A 21,266-nucleotide genomic window follows, 5' to 3' on the forward strand; every position below is an offset into this window, starting at 1 on the left:
CATCAGCGTTGGCGCGCCGCCATGCGCGCCAGTACGACGATAGCGGCGTCGGCAACGACGTTACCAGGGTTTTGCGGTGCCATCACCGCACGTTCGGCCTCGCGAATGCGTTTGATCGCGTCGTTGATCCGGCGCGAATCCCACAGCCGCAGCGCGCGGGAGGTGGTGGCGCGTTCGCGAAAGAAGACGCGTTCGATAATGGCCTTGGGGTCGGCGCCAGCATCGAGTTCGGCATGCATCTCTGCCAGGGTGACCAAGCGTCGGGTGAGCTGGCGCAGAACCGGGATCGGTGAGACGCTCGCTTCCGCGAGCTGCGCGAGCTCATTGGCGAGCATGTCCGGGCTGCCATCAAGCGCAGCGTCGATCGCACGCGACATCTCGGTATCGCCGAGATCGGCACCCACGGCGTCAAGCGCCGCATCGTCGAGCTCACGCGGCCGTTCGGGCGCAGCGTCGAGATAGAGTGCCAGCTTTTCCAGCTCACGCGTCATTACCGCCCTGTCTCCGCCGCTGGCGGCGGCGAGCCGCGCGGCGGTCCCCCCTGTAGTACGCAGTCCCTGCTCCCGCGCGATCGCGATGGCAAGGCGGTCGGCATCACTGCCCTCGGGCAGATAACAGGCGAGACACATCGCACGCGGATGCGCCAGCGCGAGCTTCACTACCTTCGAGGTTGCCTTGAGGGTGGGGGCGATCACGGCGACCGGATTGCCGGTGCGTTCCGCGTCGAGCAGCAAGGTCAGCGCTTCGAGCGACTCCTCGCCAGCCCCGGATACGCGGATGTGCCGCGCGCCGCCAAATAGCGACAGCGCTGCAGCTTCATCCGCGAGCAGGCCAGGATTGCTGCGAATTTGCGCAGGCTCAAGGTCGATCCGTTCGGCCTCAGGTCCGAGTGCGCGGCCGACCCGCGCAGCGAGTTCGCGCGCGCCCGCTTCATCTGGGCCGTGGAACAGGTACAGGCGGACGTCGGGGCTGGCCGCGTCGATCGCGATGCGGATTTGATTCGCGTTGGCCTTCACGGCTCGGAGGCGGGCGCGTGTTCCGCGTACAGCGCGACGCGCGACACGATCTGGTCGGCGACGATCTCCGACAGGTTTTCGAGCGCGGTGTTCTCGGCCGCGATGGTCGCATAGTCCGAGCTGACGACGTCGATGCCCGCGTCCGATCCGGCCGACGCGTCGAGCACTACCGTCCCCCGCGCGAGTTCGACGAGCTGGTATCGCGCTCGCAAGGTGCGGCGCTCGCGCGAGACGCTGTCATCGCTCCGCACGCCGAGGCCGATGATCTTGTCGTCGAGCCGCACCTCTAGTCGATACAATGGCGCTTCACCTCGCGCGGCAAGCTTGTCGCGTAGCGCATTGCCCATCAGCCAGCCTGCCTTCCCGTCGATTGGGGCGACTTCGACGCGGGTCAGCATCGTCGCGACTGCACCATCGCTGCCACCCGAATAGAGCGGGTGCAGCCCGCAGCCGGGCAGCGCGAGCGCAAGCAGAAGGGCGCCGAGACGCTTCATGCGACGAGGTTCACGAGACGGTCTGGCACGACGATAACCTTTTTCGGTTCCTTGCCATCCAAGAAGGCGATCACCTTGTCCGATCCGCGTGCCATCGCTTCCAAGGCCGCCTTGTCCGCGCCCTTGGCGACCGTGAGCGTGTCGCGGAGCTTGCCATTGACCTGCACCGCGATCGTCACTTCGTCCTCGACGAGCAGCGCAGGATCGACGACCGGCCAGGCGGCATCGGCGATCAAACCTTCGCCGCCATGCGCCGCCCAGGCTTCCTCAGCCAGATGCGGCGCCATCGGTGCCACCAGCAGAACCAGCGTACGAATTGCCGCGTTGCGCGAAGCGGATGGTGCGGCGCGCTCGATCGCATTGACGAGCTCGTACAGCTTGGCGACCGCCTTGTTGAAGGCGAGCGCTTCGATGTCGGCGGCGATGCCGGCGATCGTCTGATGGAGCTTGCGGTCGAGCGCGATGTCACGGCCATCTATGGCCGCCGCTTCGCCGAGTCCGTCGAACAGCCTCCACACGCGCTGGACGAAACGCCACGAACCCTCGATGCCCGCCTCGCTCCACTCGAGATCGCGCTCGGGCGGCGAATCCGACAGTACGAACCAGCGCACCGCATCGGCACCATATTGATCGACGATCTCGGTCGGATCGACGGTATTTTTCTTCGACTTCGACATCTTCTCGACGCGTCCGACGATCACGTCCTCGCCGGTGTCGGTAACATAGGCCGTACCATCGGCCCGGCGCGAGATCGCGGCGGGTTCGAAATAGATCGGTCGTTCATGCTCGTGCGGGCGCTGATAATAGCTCGCGTGCGTCACCATGCCTTGGGTGAACAGCCCGGCGAACGGCTCGGCGATATCGAGCATGCCGATGTGCTTCAGCGCACGCGTCCAGAAGCGAGCGTAGAGCAGGTGAAGGATCGCATGCTCGACCCCTCCGATATATTGCGCGACCGGAAGCCACTTCTCGGCCGCCTCCCGATCGAATGGCTTGTTGCCGGGCTGGCTAGCAAAGCGGATGAAGTACCAGGATGAGTCGACAAACGTGTCGAGCGTGTCCGTCTCGCGCCGCGCTTCGCCGCCACAGGTGGGGCAGGGGACATGCTTCCATGTCGGGTGACGGTCGAGGGGATTACCGGGAATGTCGAAGCTGACGTCCTCAGGGAGGACGACGGGCAATTGATCGCGCGGCACCGGCACCGCGCCGCACGCGTCGCAGTGAATGATCGGGATGGGCGTGCCCCAATACCGCTGACGGCTGACGCCCCAGTCGCGAAGGCGAAACACGGTCGAACCCATACCCCAGCCGCCTTGCTCGGCCCGCGCGATGACGGTCCGCTTGGCATCCGCGATGCTCATGCCGTCTAGGAAATGCGAATTCACCAAGGTACCAGGGCCGGTATAGGCCTCATCGCCCGTGAGAATAGGATCGGTGTTCGCGCCCTCCGCCACGACGCGCCGGACGGGAAGGTCATATTTGCGCGCGAAGTCGAGATCGCGCTGGTCGTGCGCGGGAACGCCGAACACCGCGCCGGTCCCATATTCCATCAGCACGAAATTGGCGATGTAGACCGGAACCTGCCAAGCGGAATCAAACGGATGGGTCGCGGTCAGCCCGGTGAAATAGCCGAGCTTCTCTTGGGTCTCCAACTCCGCAGCGGTGGTGCCGCCCTGCTTGCATCGCTCGATGAACGCCGCGACTTCACCATTCTCCGCGCCCAGCTTTTGCGCGATCGGGTGATCGGCAGCGACCGCGATGAAGCTCGCGCCGAAGATTGTGTCGGGCCGGGTGGTGAACACCTCGACCGTCTCGCCGTCGCTCATGTTCCACGTGAAACGTAGCCCTCGGCTCTTGCCGATCCAGTTCTCCTGCATCAGCTTGACCTTGTCAGGCCAGTGATCGAGCCCGTTCAGGCCCTCCAGGAGCTCGTCGGCGAATTGGGTGATCTTCAGGAACCATTGGCTGAGCTTGCGCCGCTCGACCAACGCGCCGGACCGCCACCCACGCCCGTCGATAACCTGCTCGTTGGCGAGCACGGTCATATCGACCGGATCCCAGTTGACCGAAGATTCCTTCCGATACACCAGCCCATGCGAAAACAGGTCGAGGAACAACGCTTGTTCCTGGCCATAATATTCGGGATCGCAGGTGGCGAACTCACGCGTCCAATCGAGCGCGAAACCGAGCCGCTTCAACTGCGCCTTCATCGTGGCGATGTTATCGCGCGTCCAGCCGCCAGGATGGACGCGCTTTTCCATCGCCGCGTTCTCGGCAGGCATACCGAACGCGTCCCATCCCATCGGATGCAGAACTTCGTGGCCGGTCATCCGGCGGAACCGCGCGAGCACGTCGCCCATCGTATAGTTGCGCACGTGACCCATATGGATCTTCCCCGAAGGATAGGGGAACATCTCGAGCACATAGGTACGCGGCTTCGTCGTCGCGTCGTCGGCGGCGAACGTGCGGCGCTCGTCCCACACCGCCTGCCATGCCGCATCCGACTTCAGGCTGTTGAAGCGAGACATTGTTCGTTGTTACTCCTGCGCGAAAACCGCGCGCTTAATTCACCATGGCAGCGCGGCGCAAATCGCGCGCGCGCGTGAGGATGATGTCTTCGAGCTTCTGGACGGTCGCGGCCTGCACCGGTGACGCGACCCACTGCCCGTTCTGGTTGACCTCGCGGAGCGCCGCGACATGCAGACCATCGGCACGCAAATCCTGATCGAGAATCGTGACGGTTACCTTCATCCGCTCGGTCGGCGCCGCCGGATTGACGTACCAGTCGGTGACGATCACGCCGCCGTTGGAATCGGTCTGAAGCAGCGGCATGAAGCTTAACGTGTCGAGACTCGCGCGCCATAGATAGGCGTTTACGCCGATCGTGGTGACCTTGGACGGTGCGAGCGCCGCCGATTTCGGGTGGCTGCCCTTGTGGGCGCAGGCGGCGCTCGACAGAAGCAGCGAGACCACGATCGCAGTGCGCAACGGGCGGGACATGGGCGGTTTCCTGAGCGTGGTCATGAAGGAGAGTGTCTCTATAGATTATGCCGAGCCAGCCGCAAGCCGCGCACCGGTCTCCGGCTGTGTCCCGAGCGCCACATGGCGGATAAATTGAGTCAAGATAGTGGCAGCCGGGGATGGAATCGTGATAGGCGCGTTCTAACTGATAAGAACAGGCATGGCGCGGGGCCGTGTCTGGTGCAGGGACGACGGGGTTTTCCGGTGATTTCGACTCGGCTGCTGTCTGGGATTGGGTTGGGGGTGCTTGTCGCCGCCGGTCTCGTCGCGGCGCCGGCGATCGGTGCATCGGACGATGCCAAGGCGCGCGTTGCGCGCGCGGCTGTGCCGGTATTGCATGGCATCGGTGGATTCACGCCTGCCTCCGCAGACCCGCGGCTGGCGGCGATCTTCGCGCGCGGCGGTCTCGATCCTTCGGGCTTCCGCTTCACGCCCGCCGATTCTCGGCGTGCCGGCAGCCGCGCGGTAACCGTGGCGGTGCAGGCGCGTTCGGTGCGCGGTGCGGTGACGGCGGATCGCGCGGGCGATGGCGCGGCGAACACCGTGGCATTGGCGCCGATCGCGTATAATCTCGGTGTCGCGGTCGGCTGGCGCCGATTCGCTTTGTCGGGCGATATGGCCAAGGTCGATCTCGCCGGGATGCCGGGCAGCCGCGAATCCGCCGATGTGGGCGTGAGCTATTCGGGCAAGCGGTTTAGCGGTCAGGTCAAGGCGGGCGCCGACCGCGCGCTGCCGGGTGGACCGAAGCTGATCGAGGAAGCGCCGGTCTATTCGGTCGATGTCGGCGGTTCGTACCGGCTGACGCGCAATCTCGATGTGACGGCGGGCGTGCGCTACAAGGCCGAGCGTAGCGATCGGCTGGTCGATCTGAACGTCGATCGGCATGATAGCCAGGCCGTCTATATCGGCACCGCCTTCCGCTTCTAAGCGGAGCCGTTCCAAGACCGCTATTATTCAATTGTTGGCGACGGAAGCGCACGTAGCGCCGTACCCTTCTTCTCTCGGCGCCTCCGCGGTTCCGCGTGAACCGATATTGCACGCGGAGGCGCCGGTGTGCGGAGATAGGCTCCACGCATCGATCGCCGCCCAGCCATGAAAGCCGAGCGCCCGCAGGCGGGCGAACCGGCGGGCGTTCATGCCGCCAAGCGCGATCACCGGCACGCCCAGCCCGCGTCCAATGGCAGCCGCGCGTAGCGGCCCGAGCGCCGGCGCGCCGGGGTGTGAGCGGGTCGCGAAAACGGGCGAAACGAAGATCGCCGCCGCGCCCATGTGGCATGCGGCCAGCGCCTCGCGGCGCGTGTGCGCGGACCGCGTCGAAAGGTTCGCTGCGCGGCCATTATGTACGCCGCGTTCGTGCCCCGCCAACCGCTCGTCGCCGGCGCGCAGCAGCACCAGCCCGCGCCGTCGTGCGATTCGCGACAGGCTTGAGAACAGCGCGCGCCGCTCGGGCAGGGGGGTGGCATAGTGCCGGAACACGATTCCCGCCCCGCGCGGCAGCCGCCCGACCGCGTCCCACATGCCATCGCCGAGCCGCTCGTCGGTCATCAGCCAGAGCGTGGGGACGGGGTGGCGGGCACGCATTTCACAGCCTATAGCGCCGCCGATGTCATCCGACGATCCCGTCTCCGCCCCCGTTGCCGCCCTTGCCGCCATCCAAGCGGCGATCGAACACAACGCGCGCCTCGCGCGCAGAGAGCCGGGGGATGTCACGCTTATCGCGGTTTCCAAGACGTACCCCGCCGAGGCGATAGAGCCGCTGCTCGCCGCCGGGCAGCGTGTGTTCGGCGAAAATCGCGTGCAGGAGGCCGAGGCGAAATGGCCCCCGCTTCGCGAACGCTGGCCCGACATCAGGCTCCACCTGGTCGGCCAGCTCCAGTCGAACAAGGCCGACGACGCGGTCGCCTTGTTCGATGCGATCCATTCGGTCGATCGGCCATCGCTGATCGCGGCGCTCGCCAAGGCGATGGACCGGCAGGACAGGCGTCCCGACTGCTTCCTGCAGGTCAATATGGGCGATGAGCCGCAAAAGGGCGGCTGCGCGGTCGCGGATCTACCCGCATTGCTCGCCGAGGCACGTGCCGCCGGCCTGCCAGTCGCCGGCCTGATGGCAGTGCCGCCGGCGGACGTCGAGCCTGCGCCCTATTTCGCGCTGCTCGCCAAGCTCGCACGTGATCATGGACTTGCCGGGCTGAGCATGGGCATGTCGGCCGACTTCGAAACCGCGGTCACGCTTGGGGCGACGCATGTCCGCGTCGGCAGCGCGCTGTTTGGAGCACGCGCATGAAATTCGACGGCATCATTTTCGACTTCGATGGCGTGCTGATCGAGAGCGAATCGATCGGCAACGCGCATCTCGCCGACTATCTCAACAGTATCGGCCACACGATTTCGCGCCAAGAAGCGATGGCGCGCTTCATGGGTCTGTCCGGCCGCAGCTTCATCGATGCGATCGAGACGCATATCGGCGCGACGCTGGGCGAAGACTATCACGCCGCGCGCCGCATTGAGGATGCGCGCGTGATGGCGGCGGGTATCGACGCCGTGGCAGGCGCGGTGGCGTTCGTCCAAGCGCTTCCCGAAGAGCTTCCCAAGGCGATCGCCTCGTCGAGTTCGACCGCGTGGATCGCGCGCCACCTCGATCATATCGGCCTGCGCGAGGCGTTCGGCGACCACCTCTACTCGGGCAAGGAGCATGTCGCGCGTGGCAAGCCCGCTCCTGATCTCTATTATCATGCCGCGGCGGCGATCGGCGTGGACATCACGCGCACCGCGATTCTCGAGGATTCGATCGTCGGCGCGACCGGCGCGGTCGCGTCTGGTGCGTTCGTGATCGGTTTCTGCGGTGGCAGCCATTGTTCGCCCGACCATGCCGAACGGCTCCGCGCGCTGGGCGTCCGCGCGGTTGCGTCGGACTTCAACGAGGTCGCCCGCCTCATCGGCTGACCCGCCAGCGGCGATTCGCCATTTCGCTTCCGTTTGCGGGCGCGAATCCCTATATGCTCGCCATGACGACACCGACTTCCGCCGCCCCCGGCCAGCCATCCAATCCCAACGAATATGGCGCTGACTCGATCAAGGTTCTCAAGGGCCTCGACGCGGTTCGCAAGCGACCCGGCATGTATATCGGCGACACCGACGATGGCTCGGGTCTGCACCACATGGTGTTCGAAGTGTCCGACAACGCGATCGACGAGGCGCTCGCCGGGCATTGCGACCGGATCGACATCACCTTGAACGCCGATGGCTCGGTCTCGGTGGAGGATAACGGTCGCGGCATCCCGACCGGCATCCATAGCGAGGAAGGCGTGTCGGCCGCCGAGGTCATCATGACCCAGCTCCACGCCGGCGGTAAGTTCGAGAACACCTCGGACGACAATGCTTATAAGGTCTCGGGCGGTCTGCACGGCGTCGGCGTTTCGGTGGTCAATGCGCTGTCCGAGTGGCTCGATTTGACGATCTGGCGCGACGGGCAGGAACATTACATGCGTTTCGCGTTCGGCGATGCGGTGGCGCCGCTCAAGGTCGTCGGCGATGCCAACGGCAAGAAGGGCACGCGCGTCACCTTCTTCCCGTCGCCCGCCACCTTCAAGATCACCGAGTTCGATTTCGACAAGCTCGAACATCGCTACCGCGAACTGGCGTTCCTCAATTCCGGCGTGCGGCTGTTCCTCACCGACGCGCGGCACGAGGACATCAAGACGGTCGAATTGTTCTACGAGGGCGGCATCGCCGCGTTCGTGAAGTATCTCGATCGCAACAAGCAGGCGCTGATGCCCGAGCCGGTCGCGATCGCCGGCACGCGCGACGACGTGACGATCGACGTCGCGCTCGAATGGAACGACAGCTATTACGAAAACGTCCTCTGCTTCACCAACAACATCCCGCAGCGCGACGGCGGCACCCATCTCGCGGCATTCCGCGCGGCGCTGACGCGCACGCTCAATTCCTATGCCGATAAGAGCGGGCTGCTGAAGAAGGAGAAGGTGACGCTCACCGGCGACGATATGCGCGAGGGGCTCACCGCGATCGTCTCGGTCAAGCTGCCCGACCCGAAATTCTCGTCGCAGACCAAGGATAAGCTGGTCTCGTCCGAGGTGCGCCAGCCGCTCGAATCGCTGATGGCCGACAAGCTCGCCGAGTGGCTCGAAGAGAATCCCGCGCACGGCAAGGCGATCGTCGCCAAGATCATCGATGCCGCCGCGGCGCGCGAAGCCGCGAAAAAGGCGCGCGAGCTCACTCGGCGCAAGGGCGTGATGGACATCGCCTCACTGCCCGGCAAGCTCGCCGACTGCCAGGAGCGTGATCCCGCCAAGTCCGAACTGTTCCTCGTCGAGGGCGATTCGGCGGGCGGCTCGGCGAAGCAAGGCCGCGACCGCCATTTCCAGGCGATCCTGCCGCTGCGGGGCAAGATCCTCAACGTCGAGCGTGCGCGCTTCGACCGGATGATTTCGAGCCGCGAGATCGGTACGCTGATCCAGGCGATGGGTACAGGCATCCTCGACGAGTTCAACATCGAGAAGCTGCGCTATCACAAGATCGTCATCATGACGGACGCGGACGTCGATGGCGCGCATATCCGCACCCTGCTGCTGACCTTCTTCTACCGGCACATGTCGAAGATCATCGAAGCCGGACACCTCTACATCGCGCAGCCGCCGCTCTACAAAGCGACGCGCGGGCGATCGGAAGTCTATCTCAAGGACGATCCCGCGCTCGACGACTATCTGGTCGAGAACGGCGTCGCGGCGAGCGTTCTGGAGGGCGCGGGCGGGTCGCGCTCCGGCGCCGATCTGCGCGCGCTGGTCGATCATGCGCGGCGGATGCGGACGCTGATGCGCTATGTGCCGCGCCGCTACGATCCAACCATTGTCGAGGCGCTCGCGCTGGTCGGCGCGCTCGATCCGACGCTCGACGTCGCGACTCGCGCCGCGCGGGTCGAGGACGTCGTCGCGGCGCTCGACGCAGGCGATCCCGAAGCGCGCTGGTCGGCGGAGGTCAGCGAGGAGGGCGGCATCCACTTCAAGCGCTGGTGGCGCGGCGTGACCGATCACCACGTCCTCGAAGCGGCGTTCCTGGTGTCGGCGGAGGCGCGCAAGCTGCATGCGCTCGCGTCCGAACAGGCGAGCGAGTATGCGCGCACCGCGCGGCTGGTGCCCTCGCGCGCCGCCGCCGTTGCGGCGGAAGCCGAACCGTCGTCTGACGGCGACGCGGAGGCCGCGCCGGTCGCGGTCGGCAAGGGAGAGGCGATGGTCGCCCGACCCTCGCAACTGCTCGAAGCGATTCTGGCGGCGGGCCGCAAGGGGCTTTCGATCCAGCGCTACAAGGGTCTCGGCGAGATGAACCCGGAGCAATTGTGGGAGACCACGCTCGACCCGCAGAATCGCTCGATGCTGCGCGTCGAGGTCGAGCAGGTCGATATCGCCGACGAGATCTTCACGCGGCTGATGGGCGATGTCGTCGAGCCGCGCCGCGAGTTCATCCAGGAGAATGCGCTCAACGTCGCCAATCTCGACGTCTGAGAACCGGGGTGATGGTGTGCGCCGGATGCGGGGCCATCCCGCGCCCGGCGTGCCGTTTGCACGCGACGGTCAGGCCATGGTGTTGATGGCTTTGCGGAACTGGGCCAGCGCGATCGTGTAGAAGGTCGCGCCGATCGCGAGGATCGCGAGCAACTGCGGCCACACCACGCCGATGTCGGCACCCCGGTAGAGGATGCTTTGCGCGAGCCGGACGAAATGCGTGGTGGGCGCCGCGAGCATCACGTCCTGCACGAATTGCGGCATGCTCTCGCGCGGGGTGCTGCCGCCCGACAGCAGCTCCAGCGGCACGATCGTGAGGATCACCAGCAGGCCGAACTGAGGCATCGAGCGCGCGAAAGTGCCGAGGAAGATTCCCATCGAGGTGGTCGCGAACAGGTGCGCCGCCGCGCCGACCAGGAACAGCGCGATCGATCCCGCGATCGGCACGTGCATCGCGCCCTGAACGATCAGCATGAGCGAGAACCAGGTCGCGATCAGCACCACCAGCGCCATCGACCACACTTTCGCGGCCATGATCTCGAAGGGCGTGATCGGCATCACCAGCAGATGCTCCACCGTGCCGTGCTCGCGCTCGCGGATCAGCGCGGCGCCGGTCAGGATGATCGAGAGCAGCGTGACGTGATTGATGACCTGCATCACCGCGCCGAACCACAGCGCGGTCAGGTTGGGATTGAACCGCGAACGCACCGCCACATCGACCGGGAGCGGGTTCGCGCGGCCGTTGCGCGTGGCGAAGGTCGCGACCTCGGTATTGACGATCTGCTGGACATAGGCGTTGCCGGAGAAGGCCTGCGCCATTCGCGTCGCATCGACATTGAGCTGGATCGTGGGTGCCCGTCCCGCAAGCAGGTCGCGCTGGTAATCGGGCGGGATGTCGAGCACGAACGTGTAGAAGCCCTGGTCCATCGCGGCATCGACCTGGCGCTGCGAGATGACCGCCGGCGCATTGAAGTAGGGCGGGTAGAAGGCGCTTCGGATTCGCTGCGAGAGCTGCGAGCCGTCCTCATCGACAATGGCGATCGGCGCCTTGTTGAGCGTCTCGGGGATGCCCGTCGCGGCCACATACACCGATCCGGTGAAGGCCCACAGGATCAGCCCGACCATCATCCGGTCGCGCCACAGGCTCCGCATCTCCTTGATGCCGAGCCGCCAGATATTCGCGATCGTCTTCGCCGGGTTCACCCCTCAATGCTCCTGCTTGCGGACCAGCGCGATGCCGGCGGCCATCAGGATCGGCGCGGTGATGGCGAGCGCGAGAAAGGCGCTCGGCAGATCGCTGATCCCCAGCGCCTTGCAGAAGATGCCGCGGCTGATGGTGAGGATATGGGTGGCGGGGTAGATTTCGCCGACGAAGCGCCCCGATCCTTCGAGCGAGGCGACCGGGGTCAGCATGCCGGAGAATTGTACCGCCGGCACGATGGTGATGATCGCGGTCCCGAAGATCGCCGCGATCTGGCTGCGTAGGAAGGTCGAGCAGATCAGCCCGATCGCGGTGGAGCAGAGGACGAACAGCAGCGCGCCGACCGTCAGCGCGAACAGGCTGCCCTTGATCGGGACGCCGAACACCGTCACCGCGAGGACGGTGAGCAGCGCGAAGTTGAGCATCGCGAGCACCACATAAGGAAGCTGCTTTCCAAGCAGGAACTCCGTGCGGGTGACGGGGGTGACGTAGAGGTTGACGATCGACCCCAGTTCCTTTTCGCGCACCACGCTCAGCGCCGTCAGCATCGCCGGAATCAACAACAGCAGGATCGGGATCACGGCGGGGACGATCGCGACCAGGCTGGCGACGTCCGGATTGTAGCGGTAGCGCGTCTCGATCGTAGCGAGCCCCAGCGCGGGGCGCACGCCGAGTTCGCGCATCGCGAAGTCGGACAGCCACGACACATGCATCGCCTGGACGTAGGAGAGCACGGTTTCCGCCCGGCTCGGCATCGAGCCATCGACCCAGATGCCGACCGAGACCGGGGTGCCGCGGCGGATGTCGCGCGCGAAATGCTCGGGCAGCTCCAGGACGACGCTCAACTCGCCGTCGCGCATCCGCCGGTCGAGTTCGGCATAGCCGTGCACCGGCGCATGTTCGACGAAATAGCGCGACCCCGCGAGATTGAGCGCGTAATTCTGGCTGGTCATCGTTCCGTCGCGATCGAGCACGGCGAAGCTGAGGTTCTCGACATCGAGGCTGATCCCATAGCCCATGATGAACATGAGGAAGATGCTGCCGAGCAGCGCCAGCGTCGCCCGGATCGGATCGCGGCGCAGTTCCAGCGCCTCGCGCCGGCTGTAGCTCAGCATGTGGCGCAGGCTGAACGGGCGCGGTCGCGCCTCGGGGCGGTTGGCCGCCGCGATCGGCACCGTCGGCGTGGGGGCGAGGGTGGCGCCGTCCGCATCCACGCCGCCGATGCGGCGGAGGTGGCCGATAAAGGCCGCTTCGAGATCGCTCGCGCCGCTCGCCCGCACCACCTCCGCCGGCGTATCGGCCGCCAGCACCTTGCCCATGTGCATCAGCGCGATGCGATCGCATCGCTCCGCTTCGTTCATGAAATGGGTGGAGATGAAGATGGTCACGGCGTCCTTGCGCGCGAGATCGGCCATCATCTGCCAGAAGGCGTCGCGCGCGATTGGATCGACGCCAGAGGTCGGCTCGTCGAGGATCAGTATCTCGGGCGCGTGGATCATCGCCACGGCCAGGCTGAGCCGCTGGCGCTGACCGAGCGGCAGGCTGTCCGGATACGTCTCCATGAGTTCGGCGAGACCGAAACGCTCCGCCATCTCGGCGACGCGCGCGGGGATGTGCGCCTTGGTCACGTGGAACAACTGCGCGTGCAGTTCGAGATTCTGCCGCACCGTCAACTCGGCATAGAGCGAGAAGCTCTGTGACATGTACCCGACCCGTTTGCGCGTCTCGATATCGCGCGGATCGACAGCGCGGCCGAGCAGCAGCGCCTCGCCCTCGCTCGCGGGGAGGAGCCCTGTCAGCATCTTCATCGTCGTCGTCTTGCCGCAGCCGTTCGAGCCGATGAATCCGAAGATTTCGCCGCGTTCGATGCGGAAATCGACGTGATCGACCGCCGTGAAATCACCGAAACGCTTGGTGAGGCCACGCGCCTCGATCGCCGGTGTGCCATTCAGCGCGCGGTCACGCGGCGGGATCGTCACGGCGCGATGCTCGCGGCGCCGCGCCTCGGGAAGCAGCGCGATGAACGCTTCCTCCAGCGTGGCGGCGCCGGTGCGCGCGCGCAGATCGGCGGCGGTACCGATCGCCAGCACGCGGCCGGCGTCCATCGCGACGAGCTGATCGAAGCGTGCGGCCTCCTCCATATAGGCGGTAGCGATCAGCACGCTCATCCCTGGCCGGCTCGCGCGGATGCGGTCGATCAGCTCCCAGAACTGAACCCGCGACAGCGGATCGACGCCCGTGGTCGGTTCATCGAGCAACAGCAGGTCGGGATCGTGGATCAGCGCGCAACATAGCCCGAGCTTCTGCTTCATGCCCCCGGACAGCTTGCCGGCGGGGCGGGTGCGGAACGGCGCGAGTCCGGTCGCGTCGAGCAACTGGTCGATCCGGCGCTCGCGCTCCGCGCGGCCCTGACCGAACAGCCGCGCGAAAAAGTCGATGTTCTCGAAAACCGAGAGGGTGGGGTACAGATTCTTGCCGAGCCCCTGCGGCATATAGGCGATGCGCGGGCAGACACGCTGCCGATGCCCGGCGTCGGCCATGTCGCCGCCGAGCACCTCTACCGTTCCCTCCTGGATCGCGCGCGCCCCGGCGACCAGCGCGAACAGGCTCGACTTGCCCACCCCGTCCGGCCCGACCATCGCCACCGTGCTGCCGGCCGGCAGATCGAGATCGACGCCATCGAGCGCCACCGTGTCGCCGAAGCGCAGGCGCACGCCGGAAAGACGGGCGGCGTAACCGCTCATTTGGCGGGCGTCAGCGCGAGCTTCGCGGGCCAGGGCTTGGCCGGGTCGATCCGCACATAGGCCATCCCCGGCATCCCCGATTTCACGAGATTGTGGAACCGCGCGAGCAGCTCAGGCGCGATCGAGGCGCGCACGCGAAACATCAGCTTCTGGCGCTCGTCCCTGGTTTCGACCGTCTTGGGCGTGAACTGCGCGACGTCGGCGACGAAGGAGATGCGCGCCGGAATCACGCGGCCCGGCGCCGAATCGAGCACGATCCGCGCCTCGTCACCCAGCCCGACCTTACCCACCGCCTGCTCCGGCAGGAAGAAGGTCAAATAGACATCGCTCAGGTCGATCATGTTGAGCACCTTGCCGCCCGCGCCGACCACCTCGCCGGGTTCGGCGATGCGATATTGAATCCGGCCCGAACGCGGCGCGCGCAGCACCGCGTCGCCGATGTCGGCGTCGATCCGGCGAATCGTCGCTCGTGCCGCTTCGGCATTGGCCCGGGCGCCGTTCACCTGCGCGCGCGCCGTCGCGACCGCGGCATCGATCGCCGCGAGCTGCGCGCGCGCCGCGTCGGTGCCGGCACTGGCGCTCCGCAGGCGCGCACGATCATCGTCCTGCTCCTGCTGCGGCGTCGCGCCTTCGGCGGCGAGCGTGGTCGAACGGCGCAGATGCTGCCGGGCGGTGTCGAGATCGGTCTCGCGCGCGAAAAGCTGGGCGAGCGCCGCGCCACGCTGGCCCAGCGCCTGCGCGACCTGCGCCTGCGCCGATTGCACGGCGGTCTGCGCCGCGAGCGTCTGCGCCTGTGCCTGGGCGCGTTGCGCCTCCAGCGAATCGACATCGACCGTGGCGAGGATCTGGCCAGCCTTCACCTCCTGCCCCTCCTCGGCGAGGATCGTGCGGATGCGTCCGGGCGCCTTGGCCGAGATATCGACTTCGGTTGCTTCGATCCGGCCGTTGCCTGCCGCGATACCCTCGCCGAGCCGATCGCGCGTCAGATAGATGCGCGCGATCAACAGCGCGGCGACGATCACCGCCGCGATGGCGAGCCGGATCGCCCATGTCCTCATTTGCTTGTTCATGGAATTCGCCCTTGAGGCTCGGTTTCGGGGAAGCCGCCGCCGAGCGCGGCGTACAGCGCGACGCCGCTCGCCAGCCACGCGCGCTGGAGTTGCACACGTCTCTGTTCGGCAGAGAAGCGGTCGCGCTCGGCGTCGAGCACTTCGAGATAGGCGGCCCGGCCCGCATCGTAGCGGAGCTGCGACAGCCGGGCGCGTTCGACGAGCGTCGCGACCAGAGCCTCGGTGGTGGCGAGCTGGTCGGCGAGCCAGCGTCGCTGCGCCAGTGCGTCCGCCACATCGCGGAAGCCCGACTGGATCGACTTCTCATACGCCGCGAGCAGTTCGTCTCGCGCCGCCTCGCTGCCGCGCAGGTTGGCGCGTAGCTTTCCGGCGGTGAAGATCGGCAGCGCTAGGGTGGGGCGGAACAGCCAGAGCCCGGTGCCCTTGGCGAACAGCCCGTCAAGATCGTCGCTGCTGCTGCCCGCGATCGCGGTCAGGCTGATGTTTGGAAAAAAGGCCGCGCGCGCTGCGCCGATGTTCGCCTCCGCGCCGCGAAGCTGATGTTCCGCCGCAGCGATATCCGGCCGGTTGACGAGCAGATCGGAGGGCAGGCCGGCGGGGATCGGCTGGTCGAGCCCGACTTGCGCGAGGCCGTGGGAGAGGCTGGAGGCGTCGATGGGCGCGCCCAGCAGAAGCGCCAGCGCGTTGAGATTTTGCGCGCGGGCGAGTTCCAGACCCTGAATCTCGCCAGCCGCCTGCGTGCGCAGCGTCTCTGCCTGCGTGACATCGACCTTGGACCCCGACCCGACCTGATAGCGACGTTCGAGCAGGTGGAGCGCGCGTTCACGGTTGGCGAGCGTATCGCGCGCCAGCGCCAGCCGCTCCGCATATTCGCGATCGGCGAGGTAGCCGGCGGCGACCTGCGCGATCAGGCTGGTGGCCAGCCCGCGCCGCGCCTCGGCGCTCGCGAGATACTGTTCCAGCGCCGCCGCACGCAGGCTGCGCAGCCGGCTGAACAGGTCGATCTCCCACCGCGTCTGGAGCAGACCCGCATATGTGGTGAGCGTATCGTCGCGCAACAGCATCGCCAAATCGTCGGGTACGCCGATCTTCGCCATATCGAGCGAGCCACTGATCTGCGGCGTGAGATCGGCGCCGCGGATCCGCACGACTGCGCGTGCTTGCTCGATTCGCGCCGCCGCCGCGCGCAGATCGCGGTTGTTGGCCAGCGCGCGCTCGATCAGCGCGGTGAGTTCGGGATCGGCGAAGAAGGTGCGCCAGCCGATCCGCGCGCTACTCGCCCCCGGCGGCGAAGCCGCGACGCTCGGATAGCGGGTCGGCGTGGGCAGGTCCGGATGGGCTGGCCGGGGCGCCAGCGTGCAGCCGGCGGCCAGCAGCGCAGCCAGCATCGCAAAGGCGGTTGCCGTTCGCCTGTCCAAAGTGATCCGTCCCGTAGCTTGTTGCACCGTCGAGCTACCGCGCTGCAGCAATGGCGGACATTAGGGGTACTACGGACTCGCGGATCACACGGGCGTAGCGGCGCGGCGGGCGACTCGACCTGGCGGGCGGCGGCGGAGTGGTCCGCGAACGGCTTACCAGGAAGCGCGCAACGTCGCCCGCACCGTTCGGCCGAACTCCGGGCGTGCCAGGAAATAGCTGATGCCGCTGCCGCCTGCGTCGAACGCGCCGGCTCTCGGATTGCCCTCGGTCAGCCCGAGCGCGTTGGTGAGGTTGGTGATGTGAAACGCGAATGCGAGATGGTCGGTGATCTTCGCGTTCACGTTGACGTTCACGAGTGAATAGGGCGGCAGGCGTTGGGTGTTGGCGATGTCCGAAAAGCGTGCGGAATAGTGCGTGAACTCGGTGTCGACGCGCAGCCTGTCGGCAAGGAGGGTAAGGCTCGGCGTCAGCCGCAGTGACAGCCTGGGCACGCGGATCAACTGATTGCCGGTGGCATCGTGGGTGACCGGCTGAGCGCCGACCAACTCGACATAGCTGAAGTTGCGGTAGCGCGGATCTTGCAGCGTCGCTTGCGCGTCCAGCGCCAGCGGCCCGGCCAGATCGGCATGCCCGGCCAGTTCGAGGCCGATCGTCGATGTGTCCGCGATCGACGTGCGTTCGACATACGCGTTCGAAGCGGTATCGAAGCGGAAATCGGTGAACGGCAAGCGCGCGAACCGTGTGCCATAACCGACGGCGGACAGGCGCCAGTGCGGACGCGACAGGATGATGCCCGCTTCCGCCATGGTGATCGGCACGACCGCGTCGTCGGTGCGATTCGGTGAGCTGTTGAAATCGGTTGCGCCCGGCAATCGCGCGATCCGGGTGAGGCGCATGAACAGGCCGGTACTCCGGCTTGGCCGGAAATTGAGTCCGATCGTGCCGTTGACGCCCGAGAATGCGCGGCGGATCGGCGCGATGACGCCATTGCCGGTGAGCACGGCGTTGTCGGCGAGGGTGGCTGGGTCGCCGAGATCCACCGGCATGCTACCCTCCGCGCCGCCGCCGATCCGGATGCGCTCCCATCGTCCGCCCAGATCGATGCGCCAGCGCGGCGCGATCTTCCACTCGTCCGCCGCATATATCGCGATGTTCGACGCGCGGATGCTGACATTGTCGAACAACGAGCCATAGCGCACGAAGCCGCCGTCGGTGAGCGCGCCGATCCGCCGACCCGCCGCATCCAGCGCCACGACATCGAGCCTGCGCGCCTGGCCGCGCACGTCGAGCAGCACCGTGCCCATCGTGCGAGCGAAGTCCAGCCGCGTGTCGGCATAGGTCAGGCCGAGCGCGATATCGTGGTGGCCGAAGCGGTCCATGCTGCGGGTCAGCCGCGCGTCGCCGATGAACTCGGTCATCGGCATCCGTACCGACAGCAGGTTGCCGCCGACGACCAGACCATTGCCGTTGCCGTCACGCTGGAACGGCGCGCCAGTGTCGGCATAGCGGAGCGCGGCGGTGGCGGTAGCCGGATATGCCGCCGTCAGTTGCGGCAGCACGCTTGCGAGATAGTCGCCCCCGGCCACGGGTCGGCCGATCGGGAACAGCCCGTTGCGCAGCGTGTCGCCGGTGCGCAGGCGCGCGTTCAGCTCGAGCGCGCCCCGATCGCCCAACCCCAGCCGACCGCTCAGCGTGTAGAAGGTGATCCGGCTTCGCGTCCCTTTCGAGAGGTCGAAGTCGCGGGGGCCGTTCGCGGTCTTGAAGAGGACGTGCTCGGTATCCGGCCCGGCCAGCGTGTCCCGGAGCGGGTCGAAGCCGGGAATGGCGCGAACATCGCCCCTGCCTTCGAAGCGGAGCGGCACGGGGAGATAGAGGATTACCCGGTCGTCGAGCCGCTTGACGTTGAATGCGAGTCGGATGTGGCCATCGTCATAATCGATTCCCGCGCGAAGCTGCCCGCCTTGATCGGCGCGATACCCCGGATCGCGCAGGCCGTCGTCGCGGCGATAGAAGCCGCCAAGCGAAACGCCGAGATTCGGCGCGATACGCGCGCCGGCGAAGCCGTCGACCCGCTGATATCCGGAGCCGCCGCCTGTCACAGAGAGCGTGTAGCCGGGGTGGCGCAGCCCGGTGCGAGTGATGAAATTGAGGCTACCGCCGGGTGCGTTGGCCATGAAGATCGCCGAGGGGCCGCCGCGTACCGCTTCCGCGCGGTCGATCGTCGAGTCGACCCGGTAGATCTGGTCGGTGTTCAGATAGCCGAGGCCGCCGTCATATTGCACGGGCAGGCCGTCCTCGAGCAGCGCGACCGACGAATAGCCATCGGTCGGGATGCCGCGCGAGCGGACGTTGTTGCTCGCTTCGCCGCCGGTCGCCTCGACCCAGAAGCCCGGCACCTGCTTGAACAGGTCGGCGGTCGATTGCGGCCCCTTCCGGGCGAGCGCCGCTGCGTCCAGCCGCGTGACCGCGTAGCTTAGTTCGGTCTCGTCAAGCGGTGCCTCGCTCGCGCGTCCGGTCACGACGATATCTTCAAGGGGGCGCGGCGGCGCCGTTACCAGCGGCGGGGGTGTTGGCATCGCGCCCCGTGGACCGCTCGACGGCCTCAGCGGAGATGGCGCCGCTGCCGCCGCGTGCAGGATCACTAGACGATCGGTGACGCGCACCACCGTCAGCCCGCTGCCGCGCAACATCCGGTCGAGCGCCGCGCGCACGGTCATCCGCGCATGGAGCGCGCCGCCGCGCCGCGCCGCGGCGAGCGTGTAAGGATAGAGGATCTGCACGCCCGACTGGCGGGCGATCTGGTCGAGCGTCGCGGCGAGATTCTGCGCGGGAATGTCGAAGCGCACCGACCGTTCGGCCGATGCCGCGCGCGCAGGCGCGGCGAGGGGCGGAGCGAAGCCGCACATCACCCCCCCGGCGAGACAAAGGGCGCGCCGGCCCGGTGGTCCGATGATGGGGAGAAAACCGCGAATCACGCCCATACGCCGTCACTGGCGGCGGTACGCGACAGATTCGTGTCACACCGTCGCGCGTCGCGCAGCGTCGCCGGTCAATCGTGCTTGCGGAACAGCAAGATCCGGTCGCCTTGCCGGCGATTGTCGATGTCGAACCCGTCGCGCAGCGCGATCAGGAAATTGGCGGGGTCGTCGGTGCGGAATTCGCCGCCCAGCCGCGTGGTGGCGAGATCGGGCTGCTGAAGCACGATCTTGTCGGGCAGGTAGCGGTTGAACTCGGTGATCGCCCGACCGAGCGGCATGCCATCGAACACGATCTTGCCCGCCTGCCATGCCGTCGCGCTGGTGATCGCATCGGGCGATAGCGTGGCGATCTCGGTGCCGCCATTGTTGATGAAGAGACCGTTCCCCGCCCGAACCGTCTCGGCACCGATCGTCGCCTGCCCCGACAGGACCAGCAACCGCCCACCGGTCGGCTCGATCCGCAGGCTGTAACTGCCCGTGCTCAAGCGCCCGTCGATCGGGTCGCTGTGGACACGGAAGGGTTGCCGCGACGGCCCGACGAGCAGGGCGACCTCACCCCGCTCCACCCACACGGTCCGTTCGTCACCGAAGCGCCAAGCGATGCGCGTGTCGGTGTTGAGCATCGCATGGCTGCCATCGGGCAGTCGGATCGAGCGGCGCTCGCCCACCGCCGTCTCGGCATGGGCGCGGGCCGGCCATGCGAGCATCGTGCCCCCGGCACCCAGGCCCAGCACCGCCGCGAACACGCCACCCACGGCGGCGCGGCGCGACCATGTGCGTTGCACGACGGGTTCCGGTTCGCGCGGGTCTTCAACGCTTTGGTCGAGCAGCGGGCCGAGGCGCGGGTCGGCGGTGCGCCGCCACGTCGCGGCGACTTGAGCGAAGGCGGCGGCGTGCCGGGGGTCCGCCGCGCGCCAGGCGTCGAACGCCTGTTCGTCGGCGGTGCCGCAATCGAGCGCCACCAGCCAGTCGATGGCTCGCTCGTTCAGCTCCGCTCCCGTCTTTCGCGCGTCTCCCATCCAAATTCCCGTTCCGTCTTCGCCCGGGCATCTTGCCGGTTGAGTGTCCGCATCAGCAGCCGCAGCGCCTTGTTCAGATGCGTTTCCACCGTGGAGACGCAGATACCCATTCTTTCCGCTACTTCGGGCGGGGGTAAGCCTTCAATTCGCCGAAGATGCAAGGCTTCGCGCATGCGCGGCGGCATCTCCCGCATCGCGCTCACGACGCGGTCGAGCTCGGAGCGGTCCATCGCCACCACGTCGGGCGTGGGGTGCTGGTCGGCGATCTCGAGCGTGTGCAGGATCGCGCTCTGGTCGAGCCGGACCACCTCGGCACGCCGGAACCGCTCGATCGCGAGATTGCGCACGATCCGCATCGTGAACGCATGCGGATTGGCGATCGCGGCCCAGTCGCTGAGCGCGAACAGCCGCGCATAGGCTTCCTGCACAAGCTCCTCGGCTTCGTCGGGCTGACGCACCAAGCTGATCGCGTAGCGACGGGTTTGAGCGTGATAGGGATACACATGGTCGGCAAACCAGATGTCGATGTCGCGCAGCCAAGCCATATCGTCGCCGCCTCTATCGAAAATGCCGGAACGACCCTTCGCCTAGGCGGCTGCTGTTACAGAAGCTTGACAGTGCGGCTCGCGGGGTTGTCGCGCGGCTCATATTTTTAATGTCACACTGTCAGTAGCTTACGTCGGAAATCCGGCGAGGCGGGAGCTCCGACCAAATTTTTTCCGCGCTGCGGTAGTGGAAAGCGCCCGCGATCCCGTCTGCGCCACGAAAGCACAATCGAACGCTTT

At 66.8% G+C, this 21,266-nt stretch carries 16 protein-coding genes; 4 read left to right on the forward strand and 12 right to left on the reverse strand.

Features of this window, described 5'->3' with window-relative positions; translation table 11 throughout:
• Positions 1-2 precede the first annotated feature (2 nt).
• The 4 genes from holA to BLS81_RS14225 are packed head-to-tail and all read right to left on the reverse strand — an operon-like array spanning position 3 to position 4,510.
• The gene (gene holA / locus BLS81_RS14210) at positions 3-1,016 is read right to left on the reverse strand and encodes a DNA polymerase III subunit delta (RefSeq protein ID WP_093224844.1); all 1,014 of its coding nucleotides are present in this window, start codon (positions 1,014-1,016) and stop codon (positions 3-5) included.
• A complete protein-coding gene (gene lptE / locus BLS81_RS14215) occupies positions 1,013-1,510 on the reverse strand; it encodes an LPS assembly lipoprotein LptE (protein ID WP_093224846.1) in 498 nt (165 codons plus the stop codon). Before lptE ends, holA begins: the two co-directional genes overlap by 4 nt.
• Entirely contained in the window at positions 1,507-4,038 is a 2,532-nt protein-coding gene (leuS, locus tag BLS81_RS14220; protein ID WP_093224847.1) for a leucine--tRNA ligase, read from the reverse strand. Before leuS ends, lptE begins: the two co-directional genes overlap by 4 nt.
• A 34-nt stretch (positions 4,039-4,072) precedes the next feature.
• A complete protein-coding gene (locus tag BLS81_RS14225; RefSeq protein WP_093224849.1) occupies positions 4,073-4,510 on the reverse strand; it encodes a DUF3576 domain-containing protein in 438 nt (145 codons plus the stop codon).
• Positions 4,511-4,768: 258 nt separating this feature from the next.
• On the opposite strand from BLS81_RS14225, the gene BLS81_RS14230 reads away from it, so the two are divergent.
• Entirely contained in the window at positions 4,769-5,458 is a 690-nt protein-coding gene (locus BLS81_RS14230; RefSeq protein WP_256326248.1) for a hypothetical protein, read from the forward strand.
• A gap of 27 nt (positions 5,459-5,485) precedes the next feature.
• Here the strand turns inward: BLS81_RS14230 and BLS81_RS14235 are convergent, their stop codons facing one another.
• Positions 5,486-6,112, reverse strand: a complete 627-nt coding sequence (locus tag BLS81_RS14235; protein WP_093224850.1) for a thiamine phosphate synthase — start codon at positions 6,110-6,112, stop codon at positions 5,486-5,488.
• Between the two features lie 22 nt (positions 6,113-6,134).
• Between BLS81_RS14235 and BLS81_RS14240 the strand changes: the two genes are divergently transcribed.
• From BLS81_RS14240 to gyrB, 3 genes are all read left to right on the forward strand, one after another.
• Complete coding sequence (locus tag BLS81_RS14240; protein ID WP_093224852.1) at positions 6,135-6,815, forward strand: YggS family pyridoxal phosphate-dependent enzyme; 681 nt, start codon at positions 6,135-6,137, stop codon at positions 6,813-6,815.
• Positions 6,812-7,474, forward strand: coding sequence for an HAD family hydrolase (locus tag BLS81_RS14245; RefSeq protein ID WP_093224853.1), 663 nt, complete (start codon positions 6,812-6,814; stop codon positions 7,472-7,474). Before BLS81_RS14240 ends, BLS81_RS14245 begins: the two co-directional genes overlap by 4 nt.
• A 62-nt stretch (positions 7,475-7,536) precedes the next feature.
• A complete protein-coding gene (gene gyrB, locus BLS81_RS14250; protein ID WP_093225079.1) occupies positions 7,537-10,050 on the forward strand; it encodes a DNA topoisomerase (ATP-hydrolyzing) subunit B in 2,514 nt (837 codons plus the stop codon).
• Positions 10,051-10,119: 69 nt separating this feature from the next.
• Here the strand turns inward: gyrB and BLS81_RS14255 are convergent, their stop codons facing one another.
• The 7 genes from BLS81_RS14255 to BLS81_RS14285 all read right to left on the reverse strand — a co-directional run bounded on the left by BLS81_RS14255 (position 10,120) and on the right by BLS81_RS14285 (position 21,026).
• Entirely contained in the window at positions 10,120-11,202 is a 1,083-nt protein-coding gene (locus tag BLS81_RS14255; RefSeq protein WP_093225081.1) for an ABC transporter permease, read from the reverse strand.
• A 54-nt stretch (positions 11,203-11,256) separates the two neighbouring features.
• Positions 11,257-13,995, reverse strand: a complete 2,739-nt coding sequence (rbbA, locus tag BLS81_RS14260) for a ribosome-associated ATPase/putative transporter RbbA (RefSeq protein ID WP_093224855.1) — start codon at positions 13,993-13,995, stop codon at positions 11,257-11,259.
• Complete coding sequence (locus BLS81_RS14265) at positions 13,992-15,065, reverse strand: HlyD family secretion protein (RefSeq protein ID WP_093224856.1); 1,074 nt, start codon at positions 15,063-15,065, stop codon at positions 13,992-13,994. The genes rbbA and BLS81_RS14265 overlap by 4 nt, the downstream gene beginning before the upstream one ends.
• Positions 15,062-16,453 carry an efflux transporter outer membrane subunit gene (locus BLS81_RS14270; RefSeq protein ID WP_093224858.1) on the reverse strand — a complete coding sequence of 464 codons (1,392 nt, stop codon included), beginning with the start codon at positions 16,451-16,453 and terminating at the stop codon, positions 15,062-15,064. The genes BLS81_RS14265 and BLS81_RS14270 overlap by 4 nt, the downstream gene beginning before the upstream one ends.
• A 183-nt stretch (positions 16,454-16,636) precedes the next feature.
• On the reverse strand, positions 16,637-19,390 hold the full coding sequence (locus BLS81_RS14275) for a TonB-dependent receptor (protein ID WP_176787183.1): 2,754 nt from the start codon (positions 19,388-19,390) through the stop codon (positions 16,637-16,639).
• A gap of 143 nt (positions 19,391-19,533) precedes the next feature.
• Positions 19,534-20,481 (reverse strand): FecR family protein, encoded by a 948-nt coding sequence (locus BLS81_RS14280; protein WP_093224862.1) that lies wholly within the window; start codon positions 20,479-20,481, stop codon positions 19,534-19,536.
• On the reverse strand, positions 20,448-21,026 hold the full coding sequence (locus BLS81_RS14285) for an RNA polymerase sigma factor (RefSeq protein ID WP_093224864.1): 579 nt from the start codon (positions 21,024-21,026) through the stop codon (positions 20,448-20,450). Before BLS81_RS14285 ends, BLS81_RS14280 begins: the two co-directional genes overlap by 34 nt.
• Positions 21,027-21,266: the final 240 nt, after the last annotated feature.

Source organism: Sphingomonas sp. NFR15 (assembly GCF_900103265.1).
GTDB lineage: Bacteria > Pseudomonadota > Alphaproteobacteria > Sphingomonadales > Sphingomonadaceae > Sphingomonas > Sphingomonas pollutisoli.